The sequence below is a fragment of the Sunxiuqinia sp. sy24 genome (assembly GCF_052677165.1).
On the sequence record NZ_JBQYLH010000014.1, the window covers coordinates 99,164 to 123,236 of the forward strand.

Below are 24,073 nucleotides of genomic sequence, written 5' to 3' on the forward strand. Positions count from 1 at the left end.
TTAAATTACAGCAATTCCTGTATAATTTGATCGACAGAAATGTTTTCGGCTTCGGCTTTGTAATTTTTGATGACCCGGTGACGCAAAATTGTTTTGGCAACTGCTTTTACATTTTCAATATCAGGGGAGTATTTCCCGGATAAAACGGCATGTGTTTTAGCCCCCAAAACCAGGTATTGTGATGCCCTTGGGCCAGCACCCCATTTCAGGTATTTGTTGGTTATAGGCGCTGCCAAATTGGTGCCGGGGCGTGTTTTAGCCGAAAGGGAAACCGCATATTTCAAAACGTGATCATTAATTGGAATTTTTAATATCAAATTCTGAAAATACTTGATCTCTTCTGCTGAAATAATTTCACTCAGCTCTGTTGTAAAATCAGATGTTGTATTGCGAACGATTTCAAGCTCATCATCATAGTCCGGGTAGTCGAGCCAGACCGAAAACATGAAGCGATCCAGCTGGGCCTCGGGCAGGGGATAGGTTCCTTCCTGCTCAATCGGATTTTGAGTGGCCAATACAAAGAATGGCTTATCCAGCTGAAAACGCTCGCCGGCTGCTGTTACCGCACGTTCCTGCATGGCTTCGAGCAGCGCGGCCTGTGTTTTCGGCGGCGTTCGGTTAATTTCGTCAGCCAGGATGATGTTGGCAAACAGCGGTCCTCGGATGAATTTAAACTCCCGGTCTTTGTCCAGAATTTCAGTTCCAATGATGTCGGAAGGCATGAGATCGGGCGTAAACTGAATACGACTGTATTTCAGCCCCAACACTTCGGCAATGGTGTTTACCAAAAGGGTCTTCGCTAATCCGGGCACACCAATTAGCAAGCAATGACCTCGGCTAAAAAGCGAAATTAATACTTGCTTGATGATTTCATCCTGCCCGTAAATTCGCTTCTTTATTTCTGCCTGAAGTAAATCAAACCTGCTTTTTAGTGCATCAACTGCTTCAACGTCATTTCTGAAATTCATATCCAGGAGTCAATTTATTTTTTCCAGCCTTTAAACTTGAAATTACAATTGGCATAGGTTGGATCTATGCTAATATACGTTTTTGATTGTTGCTCTGAGATCCACTGATTCAGTGCCTCTTCCTGTTTCTCGCGAAGATAGATTTCGGTCAGCATCTGGTAGTCTTCCTGCAACGTTGCCCGGTGCTGTTCTGTACGGTTAATCAGCTTAATCAACTTATAAACCGTACGTTGTTTTTCATCAACGGCTTTGAATGGCTCTGATATTTCGTTTACTTTCAGCTTGGTTAAAATTTTACTCACGTCGGGTGGTAGTTCTTGTTGTCTCCACTTGGTTGACATGGTTTGTGGGTTGATCACTTTCCCTCCGCTGTTTCTTGAATTTTTGTCGAATGAATAACGCATAGCTGCATCGGAGAACGAAATTTCCTCTTTCCGGATGAAGTTTGCGAGACTGTCGAGACGGTTGTAGGCATCTTCCATGGCCTTGGCTGTTGCTTTGGGCTTCAAGATAATATGCCGGGTGTTGACTTTTTCACCTTGACGGTCGATAAGCTGGATGATGTGGTAGCCAAACTCACTTTTCACCACATTAGAAATGCGGTCGCCTTTTAAGTTGAAGGCAGCAGTGGCGTATGTGGGGTCCAACTCTGCGCGACCCATATACCCCAATTCACCTCCTGCTGATGCTGAAGGTCCTTCGGAGTAAGCTACCGCCAAAACGGCAAAGCTCTCGCCTTCTTCAACCCGCTTTTTAAATTCACGTAAACGGGCTTTAATACGGTTTTCTTCTTCCAGCTCGATAGGAGGGAAAAGCGTGATTTGAGCAAATTCAGTCATCGGTTCCACCATCGGAATCTCATCTTTCTTCATATTTCGGAAGTGATAGCGAACTTCTGAGGGGGTTACCTGTACTTTATCCACAATTTTACCTTGCATCTGGCTGGTCATCGATTGATTGCGAATAACTTCCTCCAAGTCAGCTTTGATCTGATTGATGGGCTTTTTGAAGTAATCTTCAACCGCTTTATCCGAGCCCAGGTGCTGACGGAAATATTGCATCCGCTGATCAAGACTTTGGTTAATCTGGCTGTCACTCACCAAGATGGTTGTATCCAGCTCAGCTTCGGCCAATAAAAGTTTTTCAACCAGAAAATCTTCCAGAATTTCACACTTCATATCGCCATCTGAGACGATTCCCTGAGCCTGTTGCTGGATATACATGTTTTCAATATCCGATTTCAGGATAGTGTTGTTACCCACAACTGCCACAATCTGATCGATTGTTTTATCTTGAGCCAGCGTTACGGTTGTAAGGCAACTGAAGAGCAAAATACCAGCTAATACTTTTTTAAACATATTGGTTTATTTTTTAATAGTATAAAGTTTAAATTTATTCGATTCCAGACCTTCTTGATAGACATCAGTTTCTATTTTCTTTAGAAAGTTAATTTTTCGCTGATTCAAAAGAATATTTTTGATGGATGACTTGACAAAGTCAACAGGTGCGTGTTCTCCTTCAAACCTGAAATCGCGGATACAAATAAAATAATAATATTCTGTATCATCACTTTCGATAAACTTGTTTCTGCGTAAAAAACGCTCCAGGTTGTCTATTTCAGTAGGAATTTGTGTTAAGATGCGACTGGCATCAATCCATTTGTCGTCAAATCGGTCATAGTTCTTGGCGTACCGAATGCCATATTCGTCTAATTCGAGTAACTTTTGAGGATCATTATCCATGGAAAGTTCTTTAAGTGTTTCCGGATTAGCCAACTCGAGCGGAGTTTTTAAATAGACAGCTTTGACGATGTCGTTTTTTAGGATAAATTCATTTTTGTGAGCATCATAATATGCCTCAATAGCTTGATCACTGATCAGCGTATCCATCTTTTGTTCCATGAGCGCTTTTTTGTACCGGTAGGTAATTAGCGAATTACGGTATTCCTCCAACTCACGGCTCACATCTTTTTGCGAAATACTCAGATTTTCCTCCGCATTTAAAACCATCAGTTCACGCTGAACCCATTTCTGAATAAAATCATCCATCCACAAAGCGCTATCGGCCGGTGGAAGATCTTCAGGCAGCACTTTTTCTACCTCGTCGAGGTAAAGCATTTTTGTCCCCACTTGGGCTAAGGGAACCTTTTCCTGCTCGATGGTGCAGGCCGAAAAGATTAATATTATTAATACTGTATGTAATCGAGTCCTGATCATTGGTGCTGTTCAATACCTTTTAGTAATTTTTTGTTTACCTTAATTTTATAACGTTTTCGAAGCTCCTTGAGCCACATTTTCTCCAGCTTGTTTTGGTAGTCGGAGACATACAAACCCTTGGCTTCCTGCAATGTTTTGACCTGTGGGGGAACTCTGTTTCCTCTGACAAAATGCAGACCATCTAGAAAGTTGTCAGGCTTGGGGGCGTTCCAAACCAAGTAATCAACCAAAGGATCCTGGCCTTTCTCAAAAAAGCCAAATTCCACCTCGGCGTTCACTTCTCCAAGGTAATCTTTCATTTGGTCACGTAGTTCTGCAGCTTGAATTTCCGAATCTTCATCAAAAACAGCATCGATAAAGTCTTTTGCTTCCAGATTGTCGCATTTGATGCTCCATCCGTGAAAGCGCTCGTCCCATTGGTATTTTGACTTGTTTTTTTCGTAAAATGCCACTAGTCCTGTAGAATCCTGAACTGCAGCATTCCAAATTTCATCTTCTGAAATATTAAATAGCAAGATGCCGTCGTGGTATTCCTGTACCAGATATCTGAATTCAGGATATTTCGCTTCAAGCCGAGAATCTTCATATTGTCGCAGCCTTTCAAAGACAAAGCTGTTGTAAGTTTGGGGCATGGCTGCAGATTTCGGCCCCCCAGCTTTTCGTCTGAGGTAAGCCAGTAAATCGCCTGCAGTTGCCTGTTGGTCTGCAAAATGAAACAAGACTTGATTGGGATTGGCTAATTGGAATGTTTCCAGTGTGTTGCTCTTTATTGCTGTTTTCAGTTCTTTGATTAATTCATCAAGAACTTGCTCGTCTTGTTTGAAATCGTATTCACCTTTTAAATTCTGAATAAAACGCTCAGCGTTATGCTGACTGATCTCTGGGTTATTGCGGATCTTTTCTGCCAGAAAATCCTCCACTTCATCAAATGTCGGAATCGGACGATGTTCTAGTCTTTTGATAATATGCCATCCGTAGGGAGTTCGAATCACAGGCGAGAGGTCACCATCCTGCTGCAAGGCAAAAGCAGGCTCGGCAAACTCCGGCATCATCCCCGAAGATGAAAACCAGGAAAGCGTGCCTCCGCTTGATGCCGAGCGTTGGTCATCCGAATGGAGTCTGGCCTTCTCTGCAAAATCAGCCCCATTTTCAAGCTCCAACAGTAAGCTGTCAAGTTGTTGGTTCCCCTGGCTGGTGGCCTCTTCGCTGGTGTGTTCGTCTATCTCTTTCATGATATGAGCCACTTTGATCTGACCACGGGCCGCGCGTTTGTTATTAACCTTGATGAGGTGATAGCCAAATTTGGTGCGCACGGGGTAGGAGACTTGCCCAACATTCATTTTATAGGCTGCGTCTTCGAATGGGTAAACCATTTGGAAAGCGCTAAAATAGCCCAGCTTACCTTTGTTCTGTTTGGCCGAAGGATCTTCGGAATAGTTCAGGGCGAGGGTTTCAAAATCAGAGCCATCCTCCAATTGCCGGCGTAAATTCAGCAGCTGCATATACGTTTCCAGGGTGTCTTTAGGGCTTGCATCTTCCTTCGCCAACAATAAGATATGGCTGACATTGACCTCTGTTTGCATGCGCTCGTAAGCTGTTTTTACCATTTCTTCGGTATAGTGAACAGCTGTGAGGTAAGGTTTGGCCAGTTCTTTCCGGTATGTGCTTAGTTCGTTGACAAAGCCTGGAAGGGTGTCATAGCCTAAACGTTCAGCCTCCAGAACTTTCAGTTTGAAATTGATCAATAAATCCATGTAATCGCTGGGCGATTTTTTCTCCGCCTCATCAAGCAATAGCTTATTGTTTTTATCGTACAGCCGGACAAACTCCTCTTTGGCGATGGCATGATCGCCGATCGTGACGATGATTTCAGGATTGTCCTGACCAAAGCCAAAAGTCGTAGTTACGACTGCAAAAAATAAGAGAATGAAACTATGCATACAATGGTTGTCAATAAAAATTTTCAAGCTAAAACTAGAGCGTGGTGCCGCTCAACGACTACTGTAATTGGGGGCTTCGCGCGTTACGGACACATCGTGCGGGTGACTCTCTTGAATGCCTGATGACGTTATTTTGGTAAATTTGGCATGCATCAACTCCTCGATGTTTTTAGCACCACAATAGCCCATACCCGCCTTCAATCCACCAATCAACTGGTAAAGCACTTCGTATAACGTTCCTTTGTATGGAACTCGGGCGGTAATGCCTTCAGGAACCAATTTTTTAATATCATCTTCTACATCTTGAAAATATCGGTCTTTTGACCCGGCATGCATGGCTTCTACAGATCCCATGCCGCGGTATGATTTAAATTTGCGTCCTTGAAAAATGATGGTTTCACCAGGTGATTCCTCTACGCCGGCAAATAGCGAACCGGCCATAATAGAATTGGCACCGGCAGCGATGGCTTTAACAATGTCGCCAGAATAACGGATTCCTCCATCGGCAATGACTGGGACATCACTATTTCTAAGGCTTTTGGCAACATCGTAAATGGCTGATAACTGCGGGAGACCCACTCCGGCAACCACGCGGGTGGTGCAAATCGATCCGGGGCCAATACCCACTTTTACCGCATCGGCGCCCGCAAGCACCATGTCTGTGGCCGCTTCAGCAGTCGCAATGTTTCCGGCTATAAAATCAATTTCGGGGTATTTGGCTTTTGCTTTTCGCAAAGTCTCCAGCACCCCTTTCGAATGCCCGTGCGCAGTGTCGATCACAATGGCATCAGCCTGTGCTTTTACCAATTCATCAATCCGATCCATCGAATCGATGGTTACACCAACACCCGCAGCAACCCGCAGCCGGCCTTTTTTATCTTTACATGCCAACGGTTTGTCCTTGGCTTTGGTAATATCTTTATAGGTAACCAGTCCAATCAGCTTTTTGTGCTGGTCAACTACAGGCAATTTTTCAATTTTATATCTCTGAAGAATCTCCGCCGCTTTTGCCAGGTCAGTTGACTCGGCTGTATAAACCAAGTTCTCAGAAGTCATGACTTCCGCAATCGGGCGATCCATGTTTTGCTCAAAGCGCAAGTCGCGGTTGGTAACAATGCCAACGAGCAGGTTGTTGGAATCGACCACTGGAATTCCTCCAATTTTATAGTTTTTCATGATTTCCAGTGCATGCCGGACTAGCTTGTGCCGTTCAATAGTAATTGGATTGTAAATCATGCCGTTCTCGGCTCGCTTCACGGTCATCACCTGTTGGGCTTGATCCACAATGCTCATGTTTTTATGCAACACTCCAATGCCGCCTTCGCGGGCAATGGCAATAGCCAAAGTGGCTTCGGTAACCGTATCCATGGCCGCTGTCACAATGGGGGTGTTTAGTTTGATGGAGCGCGAGAAGGAAGAAGTCAAATCAACATCGCGAGGCAATACATCAGAATATGAGGGGATTAATAAAACATCATCAAATGTTAAGCCCTTGCTGACTATTTTATCGGCGTAAAACGACATAGTGGCGATTTTTTGGTTTGAAATATTAGGCCAAAACTACAAAAAATAACCGGATTAAGCTTGGAGCTAGGCATTGCAAGACTCCATTAAAAAAATTAAATTTCATTAAAATTTGTTAAGTTGAATCTGTTTTTATAATCATTGCAAAAAATTAGTTCGTTTGAGTGATTTCAAGTCCATATTAACCCGCTATTGGGGCTATTCGGTGTTTCGTCCATTGCAGGAAGAAATTATCCAGTCTGTTGCTGAAGGAAATGATACCTTGGGATTGATGCCTACTGGTGGTGGTAAGTCCATTACTTTTCAGGTGTATTCGTTGGCTAAGCCCGGTATTTGTCTGGTGATTACGCCACTGATTTCTTTGATGAAAGATCAGGTGGAGAATCTGAATAAAAAGGGCATTAAAGCTTTGGCCATCCATTCGGGATTAAGTCAGCAAGAGATAAAAATTGCATTTAACAAGGCCTGTTGGGGTGATTACAAATTTTTGTATTTATCGCCTGAGCGTATCAACACCGAGCGTTTTAAGGAGCACTTGACCAATATGGACATCAATCTGATTACGGTTGATGAAGCACATTGTATTTCGCAATGGGGCTTCGACTTCAGACCTTCTTACCGAAAAATTACGGAACTTCGGAAATTATTGCCTGATGTGCCGGTTTTGGCCCTTACAGCCACTGCTACCCGCGAAGTTGAAAAAGATATTCAGAAGCAACTAGACTTTAAGAAAGAGCATATCCTAAGGAAAAGCTTCTTTCGTGAAAACCTGATTTATATTGTCCGCGAGCGGGAAGATAAGCTGAATTATTTGCTGCAATCGGTGAAGCGGGCCAAAGGAACTGGCATTGTGTATGTGCGTAGCCGGAAAATGACCAAAGAAATCAGCGAATACCTGCGGCGAAATCAAATTTCGGCTGATTATTACCATGCGGGCCTGAGTAGCTTAAACCGTGAGCGCAAACAGGACGATTGGAAATCGGAAAAAACACGGGTGATTGTGGCAACTAACGCTTTTGGTATGGGGATCGATAAAGCCAACGTCCGGTTTGTAATTCATTATGGTCCTGCTGATTCGCCCGAAGCTTATTTCCAAGAGGCGGGACGGGCCGGGCGGGACGGCAATAAAGCTTATGCGGTGCTGATTTACGGCAAGTCCGATATTTTGGCCTTGAAAAAAAATGTGGAGAAGTCATTTCCCGAGATTCAGGTCATTAAGAATGTATATCAGGCGCTTTGCAATACCTTTCAGATGGCGGTTGGCTATGGAATAAATCAAACCAAGGATTTCAACTTGGGTAATTTTGCTGCAAAATACAAGATGCAAATTCAAGCCATATACAGCAGTATTAAAATTTTGCAGCGTGAAGGTTACCTGGAGTTGACTGAAGAGAGTGATAATCCATCGCGTGTGGCCTTTATCGTTGGTCGCGACGATTTGTATAAGTTTCAGGTGGCCAACTCAAGCTTCGATGGCTTCATTAAGTTATTACTTCGATCGTATTCCGGTCTGTTTTCCGATTATGTGCAAATTAATGAGGAGTTACTGGCCAAGCGTGCTGAACTGACCCTTGAGGTGATTTATCGTTTTCTGAATCACCTGAATGCCTATAAAATTATTCATTACATTCCCCGAAAGAATACACCCTACATTTATTTCCCCAAAGAACGTATTGATATTACTCGATTGAAGATTTCGAAAGAACATTATGCTGACCGCAAGCACGATTATCAAAAGCGGATTGATGCGATGATTCATTATTCGACCCAAAAACTGAAGTGCCGCAGCCAGGTGTTGTTGCACTATTTTGGCGAAGATGAGTCGGTTCGATGTGGAAAATGCGATGTTTGTCTGGAACGAAATGAGTTGGATTTGAGCAAGCTGGAATTTGATCAGCTAGCTGAAGATATCAAAAATAACTTGCTGGAAGCATGTTCTTTTGAGGAACTAATTATGAAGCTAAAAGGTAAAGAAGACTTGAAAATAAAGGTTATCCGTTGGTTGATGGATAATGGTAAGATTGTTCGCCGCATTGATAATAAGCTGGAATGGAAAGAGAATCGGGAGACTAATGGCTCAAAAACCGAGTGAAACGGAAAATCTTATTATTTTTGCATCTTTAATTGTACTATATGACCGGGGAAAATTTAAATCCAATTGTTTACTCAAAGAATGTTATCGAGTTTGTTACTGTAGCCAATGAATACTGTAACTTTCTGGAGGCTGCCAATACACAGACAACACTCACTTTACTGAACAAAGTTCAAAAAGTTTTGCCTTTATTGTACCTGAAAGCATCGGTTTTGCCCGATGTTGAAAGTTTTGAAGAGATGGGACTGGAAAAGTTTGTCAGCGAGGTAGATTACAACTTTCTACAACAAAAAGTGATGAATCTGCTGGGAGAACATGACGATTTTCAGGAAGTTTTTGATGCGGAAATGCAATTTAGCGATGCGCCATTAAGCTCCAGTATCTCGGAATGTTTAGCTGATATTTATCAGGATTTGAAGGATTTTTTAATGTCCTACCGAACGAGTGACGAGTTGGTTATGCAGGAAGCATTGTGGACTTGCATCGATAATTTTAAAAGCTTTTGGGGGCAACGTCTGGTGAATTCTTTGCGGGCGATTCATGCGCTTATTTATGGCGATGTTGATTTGGAAGATCAGGTGAGAATGGCTCCGGAAAGAGACGATCGTGATGATGACGATGGTGCAAGTAGTAAGCCCGATTGGCTGAATCAATTATTTAAGAACCAGGGAGATTAGATATGTTTATAGAAAGTATTACAAAAGAAGCACTGGCCGATTTGCCTTTACATGCCTTTGACGGGGAGATTGTTTTGGTTGATAAAGAAGATCAGTTGAAAACGGCCATCGCTTATTTGCGGGATCAAGATGTTTTGGGTTTTGATACGGAGACGAAACCTTCATTTAAGCGGGGGCAGGTTCATCAGGTGGCGCTCTTACAACTGTCAGCCTCCGAGAAAGCCTTTATTTTCCGGATTAGTAAGATTGGCTTACCCAACGAGCTGAAAGACATTTTAGCCGATGAGCAAATTGCTAAAGTAGGGGTGGCTATTCGGGATGATATCAAAGCACTTCAAAAAATAAACCGATTTTCTCCCCAAGGATTTATAGAGCTTCAAGAAGAGGTAAAAGGTTATGGCATTCAGGATTTTAGTCTGAAAAAGATTACCGGTATTGTTTTGGGATTTCGCATTTCCAAATCACAACGCTTGTCGAACTGGGAAGCGGACCAATTATCCGAGGCACAGCTTAGCTATGCGGCTACCGATGCCTGGGTTTCCTGCGAAATTTTCAATTCATTAATTACTGCACAATCATGACCTTACCTGTAATTACCTTAAAACCCGGGAAAGAACAATCGCTGAACCGGTTTCACCCCTGGATTTTTTCCGGAGCAATCAAATATATTAGTCAGGAACTGGAAGAAGGCGAGTTGGTTCGTGTGGTTTCCAGTAAAGATGAATTTTTAGCCATCGGCCATTTTCAAATTGGGTCGATTGCTGTTCGCATTCTGTCGTTTGAAGATACGACGATTGACCGTGATTTTTGGAAAAATAAGCTTGCTGTGGCTCTTGTACTTCGACGTAGTTTGGGGTTTACTGAAACGGGAACCAATGTTTATCGGTTGATTCACGGAGAAGGCGATGGCATGCCCGGGCTAATAGTCGATTTTTACAACGGAACGGCTGTTTATCAGGCGCATTCAGTTGGTATGTACCTTGTTCGGCACGAGCTGGCCGAAATCTTTAAAGAACTCATGGGCGATCAGTTGGTTTCCGTTTACGATAAGAGTGATAAAACACTTCCGTTTAAAGCCAATATTCAACCTGAAAATGGGTATTTGCTTGGACAATCAGAACCGTGCATCGTTCAGGAATATGGACTTTCATATCAGGTTGATTGGGTTGAAGGGCAAAAAACAGGCTTTTTTATTGACCAACGTGAAAATCGGAAGCTGGTTGAGCAGTTTGCGAAAGGCCGCGATGTGCTCAACATGTTTTGTTACAGTGGAGGCTTTTCGTTTTTTGCCATGCAGGGAGGCGCTAATTTAGTGCACTCTGTTGATGCATCGGCCAAAGCCATTGAGTTGACTAAGCAAAATGTAGCTTTGAATTTCGAGGATGATCCACGGCATGAAGCTTATGTTGCTGATGCTTTTGATTTTATGCGCGACATGAAAGACCGTTATGATCTGATTATTCTGGATCCGCCGGCTTTTGCCAAACACAGAGGTGCTTTGCGTCAGGCATTGCAAGCCTACAAACGACTTAATGCGAAAGCGTTCGAGCAGATTCGTCCGGGCGGTATCTTGTTCACTTTTAGCTGTTCTCAGGTGGTGAGTAAAGATCAATTCCGGGAGGCGGTGTTTTCCGGAGCGGCCATTTCGGGGCGTAAAGTACGTATCTTGCACCAGCTTCATCAACCAGCTGATCACCCCATCAATATTTACCATCCGGAAGGCGAATATTTAAAAGGATTGGTTTTATACATTGAGTAGGAGGGAGATACTTTCCAGTAATTTTGCATAATTTTTACTCAAAAAAAACATCTAAAAAATTTGCAGATTCGAAACAATACTTATTTTTGTATAGAGTATGGTTGAGAATTGGAAATTTTTTAGATAAAAATCAACCTTTTCCCGCAAAATGAATGCTTATTCATCCCCAACTGTTGACGTTATTTTATGTATTTAGGGTGGGGTTGAAATTGTTCGGTCTCTGAGACGATTTCATTCAAATAATTAAATTTTCTGGTCCACATTTTTACCCCGTCAGTTATGTTTTTATTCATTTCTAATTTTTATTTTTTAATTATGAACATTTACGTAGGTAACCTGGACTACAATCTGAAAGAAGACGAACTGGGTGGAATTTTTGCTGAATACGGAGAAGTTGTCTCCGTGAAAATTGTTATGGACCGTGAAACTGGACGAGCGAAAGGTTTTGGCTTTGTTGAAATGGCTGTAGAAGCCGAAGGCGAAAAAGCTGTAGAAGAATTGGATGGAGCAGAAGTAAACGGAAGAAATATAAAAGTTAATAAAGCCCGGCCCAGACCGGAAAGAGCTCCGAGAAGAGATCGCTATTAATGCTGGCTTTTATATGGTGAAAAATATTGGTTCGTCCGGGATATCCCGGACGAACCTTTTTTCTTTAAAAAGAAGCTTCAAGTAAGGTACAAACCTGTTCTAAAAATTTCTGATCTTCGTTTGAGAATGGAGCAGGAGAATGGCTGTCAATATCTAATTCGGCAATAAATTCGCCATTGCGAAGTACCGGAACTACAATTTCTGATTGAACATCCAGGCTGCAGGCAATGTAGTTGTCTTCCTGACTTACATCTTGAACAATGATGGTTTGTTTCTTTTCGGCAACCTGTCCGCAAACACCTTTCCCAATCGCAATTTTGGTGTGATCGGTGGGTTTACCAACATAGTCGCCCAATACTAAAGCCTCTTCTTTTAGCAGGTAAAAACCGACCCAGTCATAATGATAAACTTTCTTTTTTAATATTTGGCACACCTGCAGGTGCAGATCTGTCGGATTGCTTTCTACTAGCTCTTTTATCTCTTCCAGAATCGCAGAAAAATCTGTTTTCATGTTTTACATCCTTTAAATCAATTCGTATTTCTATATCAGTTTTAAGCTCTGCCTATTTGATAACCATCTGGCTTTCGTGGGTAATCTTTTCACAATATTTACATTTCAGCGCAATAGGCTCTTTTGAGATAACCGAAAATGACGTAGTTATTGGTTCTGAATTGGTGATGCATTTTGGGTTGAAGCATTTAACAATTCCAATAACCTGATTGGGAATAGTAACTTCCTTTTTCTCCACCACTTCGTAATCGCGTATAATATTCAACTTTGCGTGTGGAGCAATAAGAGCAATTTTGTTGATCTCATCATTTTCGAAAAATTGATTCGAAACCTTGATGATTGCTTTCTTGACCAGCTTATCGCTGTCCAGGTTTGCCCCAAAGGTGATCATGTTAGAGGTTTTGTCCAATTCAAGAATTGAAATTACATCAAACAGGTTCTCGGAAGGAATATGGTCAATCACCGTGCCTTCGCTAATGGCACTTACTTTCAGTTTTAATTTCTTCTTGTGCTCTTTCATGACAGTTACTTTAAATTTAAGGCGTGAGCAATGATGGCTTCGCGGGCATAGACCCCGTTAAGTGCTTGCTGAAAATAATAGGCTTTTTCGTTTTGGTCTACATCGGTGGCAATTTCGTTGACACGCGGCAGCGGATGCAAAATGCGCATATTGGGCTTCGTGTTTTGAAGCATGCTATTCCTTAAGATATAGACATTTTTGACTTTCTCATACTCCATCGGATCTGAAAAGCGTTCTTTCTGCACGCGGGTCATATAGACAATGTCTGCTTCGGAAATGATATCGGTAAATTCCAGGTGCTCGAAATAGCGAATACCTTTTTCGCGCAGGTAAATCTTGTATTCCTCGGGCATTAAAAGCTCTTCGGGTGCAATGAAGTTGAAAATCGGGTTTTCAAATTGAGACATGGCCATCAAGAGTGAGTGTACCGTACGTCCATAGCGAAGATCGCCAACCATGAAAAGATTCAGGTTGTCGAATGTCTGCTGGGTCTTAAGAATCGAGTACATGTCGAGTAGGGTTTGGGTAGGGTGCTGGTTGGCCCCATCGCCGGCATTGATTACCGGAACCGAAGAAACTTCGGCGGCATACCGGGCACTTCCCTCCATGGGATGGCGCATTACAATCAGATCAGCATATTGCGAAACCATCCGTATGGTATCGTGCAGGGTTTCCCCTTTAGATACGCTGGATGAACCTGCATCAGAGAACCCGACAATACGTCCCCCCATGCGGTTGATTGCAGTTTCGAAACTCAAACGAGTGCGCGTTGACGGCTCAAAAAAGAGCGAGGCTACAACTTTGCCATCCAATAATTTCTGATTGGGATTTGCTTCAAAATCTGCAGCCAGATTCATTATTCTCAGGTAATCTTCCTTCGAATAATCCATGATGGAAATTAAATCTTTTTTATTCATTCGATCTGTGTCATTAAGTGATTTCAAAAAAAAACCAACAGGATTAAAAAATCACTGTTGGTTTTTACTATCCGGATAATATACCGGTAACAAATAAATTTGCTGAGTTGAAAAATGTCTATTCAAGACTTTGATGAAACGTCTAATTATGGGAAAAAAATTTGTCAGGTGATCCTGGTCACCTATGGGGAAATCATATAGAACGTTTAAACGCTTCATCAAAATCCAAAATTAAATAAATTGTGCATGCAACAATTGCATATTATACGTGTTTTATTAGCGATTTATCAACAATATCCGGATTAATCAACAAGCGTGACCTTGACGCCGTGAATTTGCCGAAATTTCTCCATGATACGCTCTGCCTCGCTTTGTCTTACAGATGTTGTTATTTGACAATGTAATTCAAACTTATTTTCTTTTTGATCCAGTCCTTCTTCCTTGAAGATGCGCATTACCGGATTCATGTTCGGATAATCAAAATCAAGCCTGAAATAGGTTTCTACCAGTTGCTCAACAATGGTTGTCTGATTCAGTACATCTGCTGCCGCTTCTTTGTATGCGTTGATAAGACCGCCTACTCCTAATAATGTTCCGCCAAAATAGCGAACGACGACAACAAGAACGTTGGTTAGCTCTAAGCGCCTAATTTGTCCTAAAATGGGCTTGCCGGCTGTTGACGAAGGTTCTCCGTCGTCATTGGCCCGGAAACGCTTTTGGGAAGCCCCCAATCGCCAGGCATAACAATGGTGCCGTGCAGAGTGGTGTGCTTTTTTGAGTTCTTGAATGTGCTCTTTGATTTCATCCTCCGTTTCAACCGGAAAAGCGTAGGCAATGAATTTGCTGCCTTTGTCTTTAAACAGGCCTTCAGCTGCTTCGGTTATGGTTCGAAATGAATCAGTCATTTTTAAAGGTATAAAAAAGGCAGATCATATTGATCTGCCAGCACTAGTTACAGTTACATTTTTAATTTCTTTTCTATCTCGTCCACAAAGAACTTGAAGTTTTTATCCGTCTCTTTGAGGTTATTCACCGTTTTGCATGCGTGCAATACAGTGGCGTGGTCTTTCTTTCCAATTTGTGAGCCGATGGATGCCAGTGATGATTTAGTCAGGCTTTTGGAGAAGTACATCGCCAACTGTCGAGCCTGCACAATCTCCCTTTTCCGGGTTCGTGCCTGAAGGGTATCAACCGGCATGTTAAAGTAATCGCAAACTACTTTAGAAATATAGTCGATTGATAATTCGCGTTTCGAGCTCTTAACCAATTTATTGACCATTTCGCTGGCCAGTTCAATGGTTACTTCCTTGCGGTTTAAGGTTGATTGAGCCAATAATGACACTAAAGCACCTTCCAATTCACGAACATTGTTACCAATATGAGAAGCTACGTATTCCAGTACTTCTTCTTTGATTTCAATACCATCTTTGTAGGTTTTTCGTTTCAGAATTTCCATTCTTGTTTCGAAATCCGGAACTTGTAGGTCTGCTGTTAATCCCCACTTGAAACGTGAAAGCAAGCGTTGCTCCATGCCTTTCAATTCAATAGGTGGCTTATCCGAAGTCAGAATTAATTGTTTGCCGCTTTGATGAAGGTGGTTGAAAATGTGGAAGAAAGTTTCCTGCGTTTTTTCTTTTCCAGCAAATTCGTGAACATCATCCAGAATCAGCACGTCAATCATCTGATAGAAATGCAAAAAGTCATTGCGGTTATTGTTACGGATAGCTTCCGTGTATTGCGTTTGAAATTTATTGGCATTAACATACAAGACAATTTTCTCAGGGAAACGTTCTTTAACCTCAATTCCAATGGCATGTCCCAAATGTGTCTTTCCTAATCCTGAGTTTCCATAGATCATCAGCGGATTAAATGCAGTTCCTCCTGGATTTTGTGCTACGGCATAACCGGCACTTCTGGCCAAACGGTTGCATTCACCTTCAACAAAGTTTTCGAAAGTGTTGTCTGATTTCAATTGTGGATCAACTTGGAGCTTTTGAATACCAGGAATAATAAACGGATTCCTGATCGAAGCTTTCCCCTCAGTTTTTAATGGTATGTTGAGTGGTTTATTTTGAATTTTACTATTGTTTGTAGTTGGGTATTTAACCGTATATGGTTGTGTGTTCGTTTGGTTATTACCCATTACTACAACATATTCGAGCTTGGCATCGTTTCCTACTTCTTTGCGCAATGTTTTACGCAGCAGATCAATATACTGTTCTTCTAAATATTCATAAAAGAAAGGACTTGGTACCTGAATGGTCAATACTTGATCGTTGATTTTTACCGGAACAATTGGCTCAAACCATGTTTTAAAACTAATTGTAGGAACATTATCTTTTATAACTGAGAGACAACGATTCCATACAGCAAGATGATTGTTACTCATTTTGAACAGCAGGATTTAATATTTATTCGACAAATTTTTTCCCTATTTGAATTCCCGAGAACAAATTTTGTGAAAAAATAACTATTAAAAAAATCAATTTTGACTTGACTTTTATGAAACCAATATAACCTAGTTACTAGTCAGTCAGTTAAAGGAAATACTTTTTTTATGCTCTATAACAGTCTTTCCGTCAGTATTTTACAGACATGGCGTTTTGAAACCGCTGTATTTAGAGGAAGTTGCGATTTTGAATTTTTTTATAAAAAATAAAGATGCTAATTTCCTAATTTCTTTAAAGCCTTTTCCAGTCTTACTTTCCGTCCATTTTTAAATGCCACAATGCTGGCATCGGGGAAAATAATTTTGGCTTTGGAGTGGATTTCCATAATTTCATCTATGTCCGATGTGTTTCCAGTAAGATAACTATAGACACCAGATATTTCAACTTCTTCCATTTGGTTAAAACTCTCAAAAATGGAATTCTGCAGTGATAATCTTGTTGGGCTTGAAACTAAATGCACTTTCAAATTGTAGCCTGAGTCCCTATTTTCAACTTTAGCACTTTGAGGAGAGACGAAAACATTTTTACCAAGATCAAAGGCCGAGAAGTGTACATAACGTTTGGGGTTGTTGCGGAAATCTTTCAATAAGTTATCGAGGCTTTGGCTCATATCGGCCAGGTTGCTATATAGCGCTTCGTCATTGAGTAGTTTGCCTGCCGTACCTGTCCCGGTGTCTATCTTGCTAAGAATACTACTCATGCCCTCTGCTGACGTATTGAGCTGCTCAATTAAGTTGGCCAGATCGGCAGCGGCAAGGCTGTCGCTGATGGATGAGAAATTGCTGACAATGTTGGTGAAATCATCGCTGTTATTATTCAGACTTGCTGAAAGTTCATTCATGTTTTGAATAATACCTTTCAGGTTGCTCTTTTCGGAAACCAGCAATTCACTTATTTCATTGGAGGCTGTTTCAAGATTCAGGATCGTTTGATTGATCCGGCTAAAGCTCTCAGACAGGTTTTTCCGGGCTTCAGCATTAAATACATAGGTAATAACGGTGATGGCCGAATCGAGTGAACCGAGCAGTTGTTCCGCTTTATTTTTCAGCGGTAGCACCTGCATGCTGACCTGTTCTTTCAAATCTTCCTCAATACTTCCAGGAATGGTGTCTCCGGGTTGGTAATAGGCATTGGACGGAACAATTTGCAGTTTTATCGACTTGGTGCCCATAATGTCGGAAGAGATGATGCGTGCCGCAGATCCTCTCGGGATTTTAAAGTCTCCTTCCATCGAAAATGCGACCAGAAGACTACCATCATTTTTATCCGAAAAGTCAATGGATTTAACTTGTCCTACCTGGTAGCCGTTCATCATTACTGCGCTGGATTCGAGCAGGCCGTCAACGCGCTCATAGACGACGTTGTAGGTGGTGTTTTGTTTGAAAAAATCAATCCCCTTGAGGTAGTTCATTCCCCAAATGAAGATGGCAAAACTTAACACGATTAAAAGACCTAACTTGGTATACTTGGTGAGTTTCATAAAATGTTTTCTGCTTGTTTATACAATATTAGTGAGCATTCCGGTGGATTACAAACATTGAGCGGCGAACTATTATTTTATTTTTCGCAAGGCTTTTTTTATTGAAATGGTTTCATCCTTTTCAAAAGCAACAATGAATGCATCGGGAAACAATGGCTTTATTTTATCCTTAATGGCTTGTATTTCCTTCCATGTTCCTGTTTTTCCATAGAAGTATTTATAAACAGGACTTATTTGTATTCGTTCAACCTGTTTCAGCCCTTTAAAATTGGACGAGTTGGTTGCTATTTTCTTACTGCTTGCAGCCAGCTGGATACGAAAATAGATGCCGTTTTCTTCAGTTGCAGCGACTTTCTGAGCTTGTTGGTCAACCACGGGAGTTTCGTCAGGAGTGTTGGTCGCAACTAGTTTATAGTCACTTTTGCTATCAATTACTTTTTTGTAATCTCGTACTGCTCTATAAACAGCCGAAGCCAGGTAGCTTTGTCCCTTATCGCTGTTCATGTAATTCGCTTCGTAATTGTTGCTTAAAAAACCCGCCTCAACCAATACGCTGGGCATGCTGGTTTGTCGTAGAACCAAAAAACCTGCTTGTTTAACACCGCGGTCTTTTCGTCCTGCCCGATCTCTGAATTGATCCTGAATGGATGCCGCGAGATTAATGCTTTGGTAAAGGTGTTCATCTTGTACCATCTCGAACATGATGTATGATTCGGGCGAGTTCGGATCGAATCCCTGGTAGGTTGTGGAGTAGTCTTCCTCCATAAGAATAACGGCATTCTCTTTTTTTGCAACATCCAGATTTTCCTCGGTACGGTGCAGTCCCAGTACAAAAGTTTCGGTTCCGGTAATCGAAGGCGTACCACAATAATTGGCATGCAATGAAATGAAAAGATCAGCCTTATGTTTGTTGGCAATGGCCGCCCGCTCGTGCAAGGGAACAAAAATATCTTTATTACGGGTGTAAATAACCTGCACCTCGGGCAAGTTTTCCCGAATATAAGTTCCAAGCTTCAATCCGATGCTTAAAACAATATCTTTTTCCTTGATCTGTTTAATAACAGCGCCCGGATCTCTGCCGCCGTGTCCGGGATCAATGATCACCGTAAACGGTTTGTCCGGTACGTCACCACCCTTAACTGTTAGTGGAAACGATAAGATTACTAAAGCAAAAACAAGTAATATTCTTTGGCTAATTTCCATATTTATGATTGTAGAAAGAGACAAAAATAGAAATATTAAAATTATTTTGCATTTGTTCGCCCATTTGTCTGGGTTGAATTTATATTTTTGCAGACCAATGTGACCGCAATGGCTAACATTTTACCTGATTTGATACGAATTCGATTTACATATTTGCTGCTTTTGTTAGGCCTTTCCTCTTTTGCGCAGGAAGTCCCTGACAGTACTCGTGCTATTGTACCTTCAAAAGAGTTGCAAGCCGACTCTATATTAATAGCCAATAAGGTTGTTCCTGAAACAACAAGTTCTGCTGATTCTGTAACCTCAACGGTTTTGGAAGCACCAATCACCTACAATGCCACTGACTCCATCGTGATATCCTTGGATGGTAAAAAAGTGTATTTGTATAAGGAGGCGGTGGTCAATTACCAAGCTATTGAGTTGAAAGCTGATTACATTGAGCTGGATTTGCAAACCAAAGAAGTTTATGCCGAGGGGGTTCCGGATTCGGCCGATGTGATGCAGGGAGAACCTGTGTTTAAAGACGGGCAGGAAGAGTTTGAGAGTGAAACCCTGCGCTACAACTTTGAAACGCAAAAAGGAATTATCACCGAAGTAAAGACTCAGCAGGGCGAAGGTTACGTGCACAGTGAGCGAACCAAAAAGATTGATGCCAATGCTTTCATTCTGAAAAAAGGGAAGTATACGACCTGCGATGCTGATCATCCTCACTTCTATTTGAGAATGACCAAAGCGAAGGTGATTTCGAATAAAAAGATTATAACCGGCCCGGCCTATCTGGTGTTGGAAGATTTTCCGATTTATTTTCCGATGATTCCTTTTGGCTTTTTCCCCAACTCACCCACGTATTCTTCGGGTATTATAATACCGACGTATGGAGAAGAACAAAACCGGGGCTTTTTCTTGCGCGAAGGCGGATATTACTGGGCCGCCAGTCAGTATTTTGATTTGACGGTGAAAGGTGATATTTATTCGAAAGGATCGTGGGGAAGTAATTTGCACACCAATTATAAAAAGCGGTACAAATTTTCGGGAAGCTTTGATTTTAGATACAATGTGAACCGCTACAGCGATCCGGGATTGCCTGATTTTAGCCGCTCTCCTGGCTTTTCGTTGCAATGGTCTCACTCGCAGGACAGCAAAGCGAATCCGTTTCAGACGTTTTCAGCGAATGTAAACTTGTCAACAACTAGCTACGACAAGCAAAACTCGTATAACGTGCAAAGCTACCTGCAAACGACAAAGTCGTCGAGTATCTCTTATTCTAAGAAATGGGAAAATTCACCGTTTAATATGTCATCCAGTTTCAGGCATTCGCAAAACTCACGGGATTCAACCATCTCATTAAGTTTTCCGGAGTTAACATTTTCCATGTCAAAAATTTATCCCTTTAAGCAGAAGGGGCGTGTTGGGGCAGCTAAGTGGTACGAAAAAATTGGATTCAGTTATACGGGTAACATCAAAAATTCGATTACTGCGCGGGAGGATGAGCTTCTTAACAAATCATTGGTTACCGATTGGAGTAATGGATGGAAACACTCGATTCCTATTTCATTGCCAAACTTCAACCTGCTTAAACACATCAATGTTAGCCCCAGCATAAGTTATTCGGAGCGTTGGTACACCAATTACCTCGAAAAAAACTATGCCTATGATCACGTGGCAGAGGAAGGAACGCTTTGGGTTGATACAATCTATCATTTCAAGCGGAATTACAATTATTCCTTTTCGTTGAGTTCGCAGACCAATATTTATGGGATGTATTTGATGAAGAATCCAAACTCGCGCGTGAAAGCGATTCGTCATAAAATTTCGCCTTCGGTTAGTTTGAGTTACAATCCGGATTTTACCGATCCAAAATATGGATTTTGGGACAGCTATATTGATGAGAACGGTGATGTAATTACCTACAACCGATTTAGCAATGGTATTTTCGGGTCCGCAAGTTCGCGCGAGAGTGGTTCTATTAACTTTGGGTTGACCAATAACCTGGAGGCGAAGGTAGCGGCCAAAAATGATACAACCGCAACGGAGAACAAGTTTGAGAAGGTGAAAATTATTGATAACCTTGGGTTTAGTGGTTCCTATAATTTGATTGCCGACTCACTGAATTTGAGTAACATCCGAATTAATGGACGGACAACGATTAAAGGTGTTAACCTCAATTTTGGAGGAACACTTGATCCGTATTCAACGGATTTAGAAGGAAAAAAGATCAACAAGTTCATGTGGAATGAAGCTTCCGGACTGGCCAAGCTAGGCCGGTTAACTAACGCCAACCTATCTTTTGGAATGTCTTTTAAATCGAAAAAGGAAGACCAGGAAAAGGATGGAGGGGAATCTAATGTGGAAGAGGTCGTTTACCCTGATGGTCGTGTTGAATATTACGATTTTAGCATGCCTTGGGATTTTCGCTTTGATTATAGCTTGAGTTATTCTAAAAGAAGTCCCTATCACGATGCACAAATTAACCAGAGCTTGAACTTTAGTGGACGCTTGAATTTAACCCGCGAATGGAATATGCAGCTGACCACCAATTTTGATGTTCAGGCGGGCGAGTTTTCATTTACAACGTTTAATGTAAACCGAAAACTCCATTGCTGGAATATGAGTTTTAACTTTGTGCCTTTCGGACAGCGTAAAAGTTATAGCTTTACAATCAATGCATCTTCTTCAATGTTGAAGGATTTGAAGGTAAACAAACAGCGTAGCTGGTTCGATAATAACTAGCAGACTTTATTAACAAAAAGGAAGGCCAGCAAAACAATTGTTTTGCTGGCCTTCCTTTTTGTGGCTGAGAATAGTCAGATACAAGCCTGGGTATGAGAATCGGCCGAATTAGTTAAATAGTTTGATTCCGAAGAATACTGTTTGTGGTTTGGCCGGGCCATAAACATAGTTGCTATCCCGGTATTTCCCTTTATCAAAGTCGTCTTGGTATTGATTAAAAATGTTGTTGACTCCAGCAAAAAATTGCAGGTTCGAATCGAGATGAGGTAATTCAAAATCATACGATAGTTTTAGGTTAGTTTCCCAAAAAGTATCTGATTCAATTAGCGCATCTTCTTCGGGTGTTCCGGCATCACCAGCCAGTCCGTAGTGGGGAACAAGCATGGTGCCTGTATAAATGCCCGAAATGCTTGCTTTAAAAGGACTATCGGGAGTATAGGCAATCGTAAAATAACCGTACGAGTCGGGCGTCCGCAGGTAGTCTTTGGTTCCTGCGATATCGGCCGACCACGCTACGATTTGGGCATATCGGCTCTTTTGTAAGGTTAATCCGCCCTCCAATTGCAGCTTTTGATTAAAGTTAGCCCGTGCTTCAAAAGTTCCACCAACCACCTGCGAATTTCCACCATTTCGCTTTTCCAGAATCGAATTTCCGTCAGGCGTGCTGTCCAGCTCTTCCAGAATGAAAGCATCTTTCAACTGCGTGTAAAAACCTTCGATGGTAAACCCATAGATATGCGATTCCGTGGCTCGATCCCAGTTAATCGAAGTACTGATGCTTTGTGAGCGTTCTTCATCCAATTCGTCAGCTAATTGAACTTGCTGAATGCCGCCACCCGAAAAGGCAATGTGCATGTCGGTATCAAAAGCCTGTGGTGCCCGGAAACCTGTAGACCAGGAGATCCGGTACTGTGTTTCCTGGTTAAACTTGTACAGGGCTGACACGCGCGGGTTCAGAATGATTTGATCAACATAATTGTGCTGATCGGCCCGAACACCAGTAAGTAGGTTTAACTTCGAATTGACGGCCCAGTCACTTTGCAAGTAAAATCCGAGGTTTTTAGACGTTTGATCCAGTAGGTAGGTATAAGTCTCAATCTCATCGGCAACTTCATCATAGTTATATTCCAAGCCGGTGGTAATAATATTAGGTCCACCAAAAAAATCATATAAGGAGTGGTTTAGTTGTAGTCCGCCGATGAAGGTGTTGTTGTCTGTGTTGCCATAGGGAGGAAGGGCGTTATGAGCAGCCAGTTCTTCATCCGTGTCCGGACGAATGCCGGTGTAGTGCTTCCGCTCGGTGTACTGTCCGGCCAGAAAGGCAGAGAGCGAAGTCCGGTTGTTGTTCAGATCCAAAGAATAATCCAGTCCGCCCATTAAAATATCGTGAGTGCGTTCTTCCGATTGATCGGCCAGGTAGGCCGGCTCATCATTCTTATTTCCTCCTCTGCGATATTCATGCAAGCTGGCAAAATTAACCTCTAATTTCTGGTTCTGGTTTAAACGAAAATAGGAGTTAAAACCAAAGGAGTTATTTCGAAGTGCGGGCATCTCTGAGTATCCATCATCGTTGTGATCGTAGGCTTGACGGTCTCTTCGCGACACGTAGATGGTGGCTCCGGCATTGCGCTGGGTTGTTAGTAAGGTTACATTTCCATTGATGTGATTGTCGTTGGACTCCCCGTTAATGACGGCGTTGTTCATCGAAATATCATAGGCATTTCGTGACGGAAACTTGGTGATGACATTAACGGTTCCACCGATGGCACTGGAGCCATATAGAGCAGAAGCGCCTCCACGAACCACCTCTATGCGTTCGACCATTTCTGTGGGAATTTGCTCCAAGCCATACAGCCCGGTCAGTGGACTGAATATGGGGCGGCTGTTAATCAGGATTTGGGAATAAGCACCGCCCAGACCATTCATCCGTAGCTGCGAATAGTTGCAAGTCTGGCAATCGGTCTCCATCCTAAGTCCAGGTTGAAAACTCAAGCCTTCAGAGATGGTATTTGCCTGTACATAGTCAAAAACTTTAGAGTCGATTACATTGACAATGACCGCTGATTCGGTTCTTCGCTTGAAGGTTCTGGTGCCTGTAATAACAACTTCATCCACTGCCAGACTTTCTCTTTCCAGTTGGATGTTTAGCTCGATGCTTTGCCCTTTAATCAGATTGATGGACTTTTCAACTGGTTTATAGCCGATCATTTTGGCAACGACGGTGTGCTGTCCAACCGGAAGGTTGACGAGCAGAAAGTGACCGGTCTCATCAGTTACCGTTCCATAGTTGGTGCCTTTGATGTAGATATTGACAAAAGGGATATGCTCACCTTTTGACTTTACGTCGCCAAAGATATTGGCATCTGTTTTTTGTGCTGATAGTTGTGTCGACGTAAACAGGAGAAGTATGCCAAGAAGTAAAGAGATTCTTTCCATGGTAATTATATTTGCTTTTTTTACATTGAATATGATACAACCAAGAAGTCGAGCAAAAGTTC

General features: G+C 42.1%; 19 protein-coding genes. 6 read left to right on the forward strand and 13 right to left on the reverse strand.

Annotated features, from left to right (window positions below):
* Positions 1-5 precede the first annotated feature (5 nt).
* From ACUNWA_RS13075 to guaB, 5 genes are read right to left on the reverse strand one after another with little or no spacing between them, the layout of a single operon-like run.
* On the reverse strand, positions 6-968 hold the full coding sequence (locus ACUNWA_RS13075; protein ID WP_445592368.1) for an AAA family ATPase: 963 nt from the start codon (positions 966-968) through the stop codon (positions 6-8).
* A gap of 14 nt (positions 969-982) precedes the next feature.
* Entirely contained in the window at positions 983-2,326 is a 1,344-nt protein-coding gene (locus ACUNWA_RS13080; RefSeq protein ID WP_445592369.1) for a peptidylprolyl isomerase, read from the reverse strand.
* A 6-nt stretch (positions 2,327-2,332) separates the two neighbouring features.
* Complete coding sequence (locus tag ACUNWA_RS13085; RefSeq protein WP_445592370.1) at positions 2,333-3,184, reverse strand: hypothetical protein; 852 nt, start codon at positions 3,182-3,184, stop codon at positions 2,333-2,335.
* A complete protein-coding gene (locus tag ACUNWA_RS13090) occupies positions 3,181-5,124 on the reverse strand; it encodes a peptidylprolyl isomerase (RefSeq protein WP_445592371.1) in 1,944 nt (647 codons plus the stop codon). The genes ACUNWA_RS13085 and ACUNWA_RS13090 overlap by 4 nt, the downstream gene beginning before the upstream one ends.
* 51 nt (positions 5,125-5,175) lie before the next feature.
* Complete coding sequence (gene guaB, locus ACUNWA_RS13095) at positions 5,176-6,648, reverse strand: IMP dehydrogenase (protein WP_445592372.1); 1,473 nt, start codon at positions 6,646-6,648, stop codon at positions 5,176-5,178.
* A gap of 160 nt (positions 6,649-6,808) precedes the next feature.
* Here guaB and ACUNWA_RS13100 point away from each other — a divergent pair, with 160 nt between their 5' ends.
* From ACUNWA_RS13100 to ACUNWA_RS13120, 5 genes are all read left to right on the forward strand, one after another.
* Positions 6,809-8,740, forward strand: coding sequence for a RecQ family ATP-dependent DNA helicase (locus ACUNWA_RS13100; RefSeq protein WP_445592373.1), 1,932 nt, complete (start codon positions 6,809-6,811; stop codon positions 8,738-8,740).
* A 41-nt stretch (positions 8,741-8,781) separates the two neighbouring features.
* A complete protein-coding gene (locus ACUNWA_RS13105) occupies positions 8,782-9,417 on the forward strand; it encodes a DUF5063 domain-containing protein (RefSeq protein ID WP_445592374.1) in 636 nt (211 codons plus the stop codon).
* A gap of 2 nt (positions 9,418-9,419) precedes the next feature.
* A complete protein-coding gene (locus tag ACUNWA_RS13110) occupies positions 9,420-9,998 on the forward strand; it encodes a 3'-5' exonuclease (protein WP_445592375.1) in 579 nt (192 codons plus the stop codon).
* Entirely contained in the window at positions 9,995-11,176 is a 1,182-nt protein-coding gene (locus ACUNWA_RS13115) for a class I SAM-dependent rRNA methyltransferase (protein ID WP_445592376.1), read from the forward strand. The genes ACUNWA_RS13110 and ACUNWA_RS13115 overlap by 4 nt, the downstream gene beginning before the upstream one ends.
* Before the next feature lie 315 nt (positions 11,177-11,491).
* Positions 11,492-11,764 (forward strand): RNA recognition motif domain-containing protein, encoded by a 273-nt coding sequence (locus tag ACUNWA_RS13120; protein WP_445592377.1) that lies wholly within the window; start codon positions 11,492-11,494, stop codon positions 11,762-11,764.
* Between the two features lie 64 nt (positions 11,765-11,828).
* Here the strand turns inward: ACUNWA_RS13120 and ACUNWA_RS13125 are convergent, their stop codons facing one another.
* The 7 genes from ACUNWA_RS13125 to ACUNWA_RS13155 form a co-directional block, all read right to left on the reverse strand.
* Positions 11,829-12,275: a GAF domain-containing protein gene (locus ACUNWA_RS13125; RefSeq protein WP_445592378.1), complete on the reverse strand. Its 447-nt coding sequence runs from the start codon at positions 12,273-12,275 to the stop codon at positions 11,829-11,831.
* Between the two features lie 52 nt (positions 12,276-12,327).
* Positions 12,328-12,795: an aspartate carbamoyltransferase regulatory subunit gene (gene pyrI / locus ACUNWA_RS13130; protein WP_445592379.1), complete on the reverse strand. Its 468-nt coding sequence runs from the start codon at positions 12,793-12,795 to the stop codon at positions 12,328-12,330.
* Positions 12,796-12,800: 5 nt separating this feature from the next.
* The gene (pyrB, locus tag ACUNWA_RS13135) at positions 12,801-13,712 is read right to left on the reverse strand and encodes an aspartate carbamoyltransferase (RefSeq protein WP_445592380.1); all 912 of its coding nucleotides are present in this window, start codon (positions 13,710-13,712) and stop codon (positions 12,801-12,803) included.
* 302 nt (positions 13,713-14,014) lie between these two features.
* The gene (locus ACUNWA_RS13140; protein ID WP_445592381.1) at positions 14,015-14,617 is read right to left on the reverse strand and encodes a YigZ family protein; all 603 of its coding nucleotides are present in this window, start codon (positions 14,615-14,617) and stop codon (positions 14,015-14,017) included.
* A 53-nt stretch (positions 14,618-14,670) separates the two neighbouring features.
* The gene (dnaA, locus tag ACUNWA_RS13145; RefSeq protein ID WP_445592382.1) at positions 14,671-16,101 is read right to left on the reverse strand and encodes a chromosomal replication initiator protein DnaA; all 1,431 of its coding nucleotides are present in this window, start codon (positions 16,099-16,101) and stop codon (positions 14,671-14,673) included.
* A 275-nt stretch (positions 16,102-16,376) separates the two neighbouring features.
* Entirely contained in the window at positions 16,377-17,642 is a 1,266-nt protein-coding gene (locus ACUNWA_RS13150; RefSeq protein ID WP_445592383.1) for an MlaD family protein, read from the reverse strand.
* A gap of 72 nt (positions 17,643-17,714) precedes the next feature.
* Positions 17,715-18,845, reverse strand: a complete 1,131-nt coding sequence (locus tag ACUNWA_RS13155) for an N-acetylmuramoyl-L-alanine amidase family protein (RefSeq protein WP_445592384.1) — start codon at positions 18,843-18,845, stop codon at positions 17,715-17,717.
* A gap of 108 nt (positions 18,846-18,953) precedes the next feature.
* On the opposite strand from ACUNWA_RS13155, the gene ACUNWA_RS13160 reads away from it, so the two are divergent.
* Complete coding sequence (locus ACUNWA_RS13160; protein WP_445592385.1) at positions 18,954-21,575, forward strand: putative LPS assembly protein LptD; 2,622 nt, start codon at positions 18,954-18,956, stop codon at positions 21,573-21,575.
* Positions 21,576-21,683: 108 nt separating this feature from the next.
* Here ACUNWA_RS13160 and ACUNWA_RS13165 read toward each other — a convergent pair whose 3' ends face one another.
* On the reverse strand, positions 21,684-24,011 hold the full coding sequence (locus ACUNWA_RS13165) for a TonB-dependent receptor (protein WP_445592386.1): 2,328 nt from the start codon (positions 24,009-24,011) through the stop codon (positions 21,684-21,686).
* Positions 24,012-24,073 lie beyond the last annotated feature (62 nt).

Excerpts from the sequence above, each read along its gene's own strand:
- ACUNWA_RS13075 (WP_445592368.1), bottom strand. The coding sequence starts at position 968 with ATGAATTTCAGAAATGACGTTGAAGCAGTTGATGCACTAAAAAGCAGG.
- ACUNWA_RS13080 (WP_445592369.1), bottom strand. The coding sequence starts at position 2,326 with ATGTTTAAAAAAGTATTAGCTGGTATTTTGCTCTTCAGTTGCCTTACA.
- ACUNWA_RS13085 (WP_445592370.1), bottom strand. The coding sequence starts at position 3,184 with ATGATCAGGACTCGATTACATACAGTATTAATAATATTAATCTTTTCG.
- ACUNWA_RS13090 (WP_445592371.1), bottom strand. The coding sequence starts at position 5,124 with ATGCATAGTTTCATTCTCTTATTTTTTGCAGTCGTAACTACGACTTTT.
- guaB (WP_445592372.1), bottom strand. The coding sequence starts at position 6,648 with ATGTCGTTTTACGCCGATAAAATAGTCAGCAAGGGCTTAACATTTGAT.
- ACUNWA_RS13105 (WP_445592374.1), top strand. The coding sequence starts at position 8,782 with ATGACCGGGGAAAATTTAAATCCAATTGTTTACTCAAAGAATGTTATC.
- ACUNWA_RS13110 (WP_445592375.1), top strand. The coding sequence starts at position 9,420 with ATGTTTATAGAAAGTATTACAAAAGAAGCACTGGCCGATTTGCCTTTA.
- ACUNWA_RS13115 (WP_445592376.1), top strand. The coding sequence starts at position 9,995 with ATGACCTTACCTGTAATTACCTTAAAACCCGGGAAAGAACAATCGCTG.
- ACUNWA_RS13120 (WP_445592377.1), top strand. The coding sequence starts at position 11,492 with ATGAACATTTACGTAGGTAACCTGGACTACAATCTGAAAGAAGACGAA.
- ACUNWA_RS13125 (WP_445592378.1), bottom strand. The coding sequence starts at position 12,275 with ATGAAAACAGATTTTTCTGCGATTCTGGAAGAGATAAAAGAGCTAGTA.
- pyrI (WP_445592379.1), bottom strand. The coding sequence starts at position 12,795 with ATGAAAGAGCACAAGAAGAAATTAAAACTGAAAGTAAGTGCCATTAGC.
- pyrB (WP_445592380.1), bottom strand. The coding sequence starts at position 13,712 with ATGAATAAAAAAGATTTAATTTCCATCATGGATTATTCGAAGGAAGAT.
- ACUNWA_RS13140 (WP_445592381.1), bottom strand. The coding sequence starts at position 14,617 with ATGACTGATTCATTTCGAACCATAACCGAAGCAGCTGAAGGCCTGTTT.
- dnaA (WP_445592382.1), bottom strand. The coding sequence starts at position 16,101 with ATGAGTAACAATCATCTTGCTGTATGGAATCGTTGTCTCTCAGTTATA.
- ACUNWA_RS13150 (WP_445592383.1), bottom strand. The coding sequence starts at position 17,642 with ATGAAACTCACCAAGTATACCAAGTTAGGTCTTTTAATCGTGTTAAGT.
- ACUNWA_RS13155 (WP_445592384.1), bottom strand. The coding sequence starts at position 18,845 with ATGGAAATTAGCCAAAGAATATTACTTGTTTTTGCTTTAGTAATCTTA.
- ACUNWA_RS13160 (WP_445592385.1), top strand. The coding sequence starts at position 18,954 with ATGGCTAACATTTTACCTGATTTGATACGAATTCGATTTACATATTTG.
- ACUNWA_RS13165 (WP_445592386.1), bottom strand. The coding sequence starts at position 24,011 with ATGGAAAGAATCTCTTTACTTCTTGGCATACTTCTCCTGTTTACGTCG.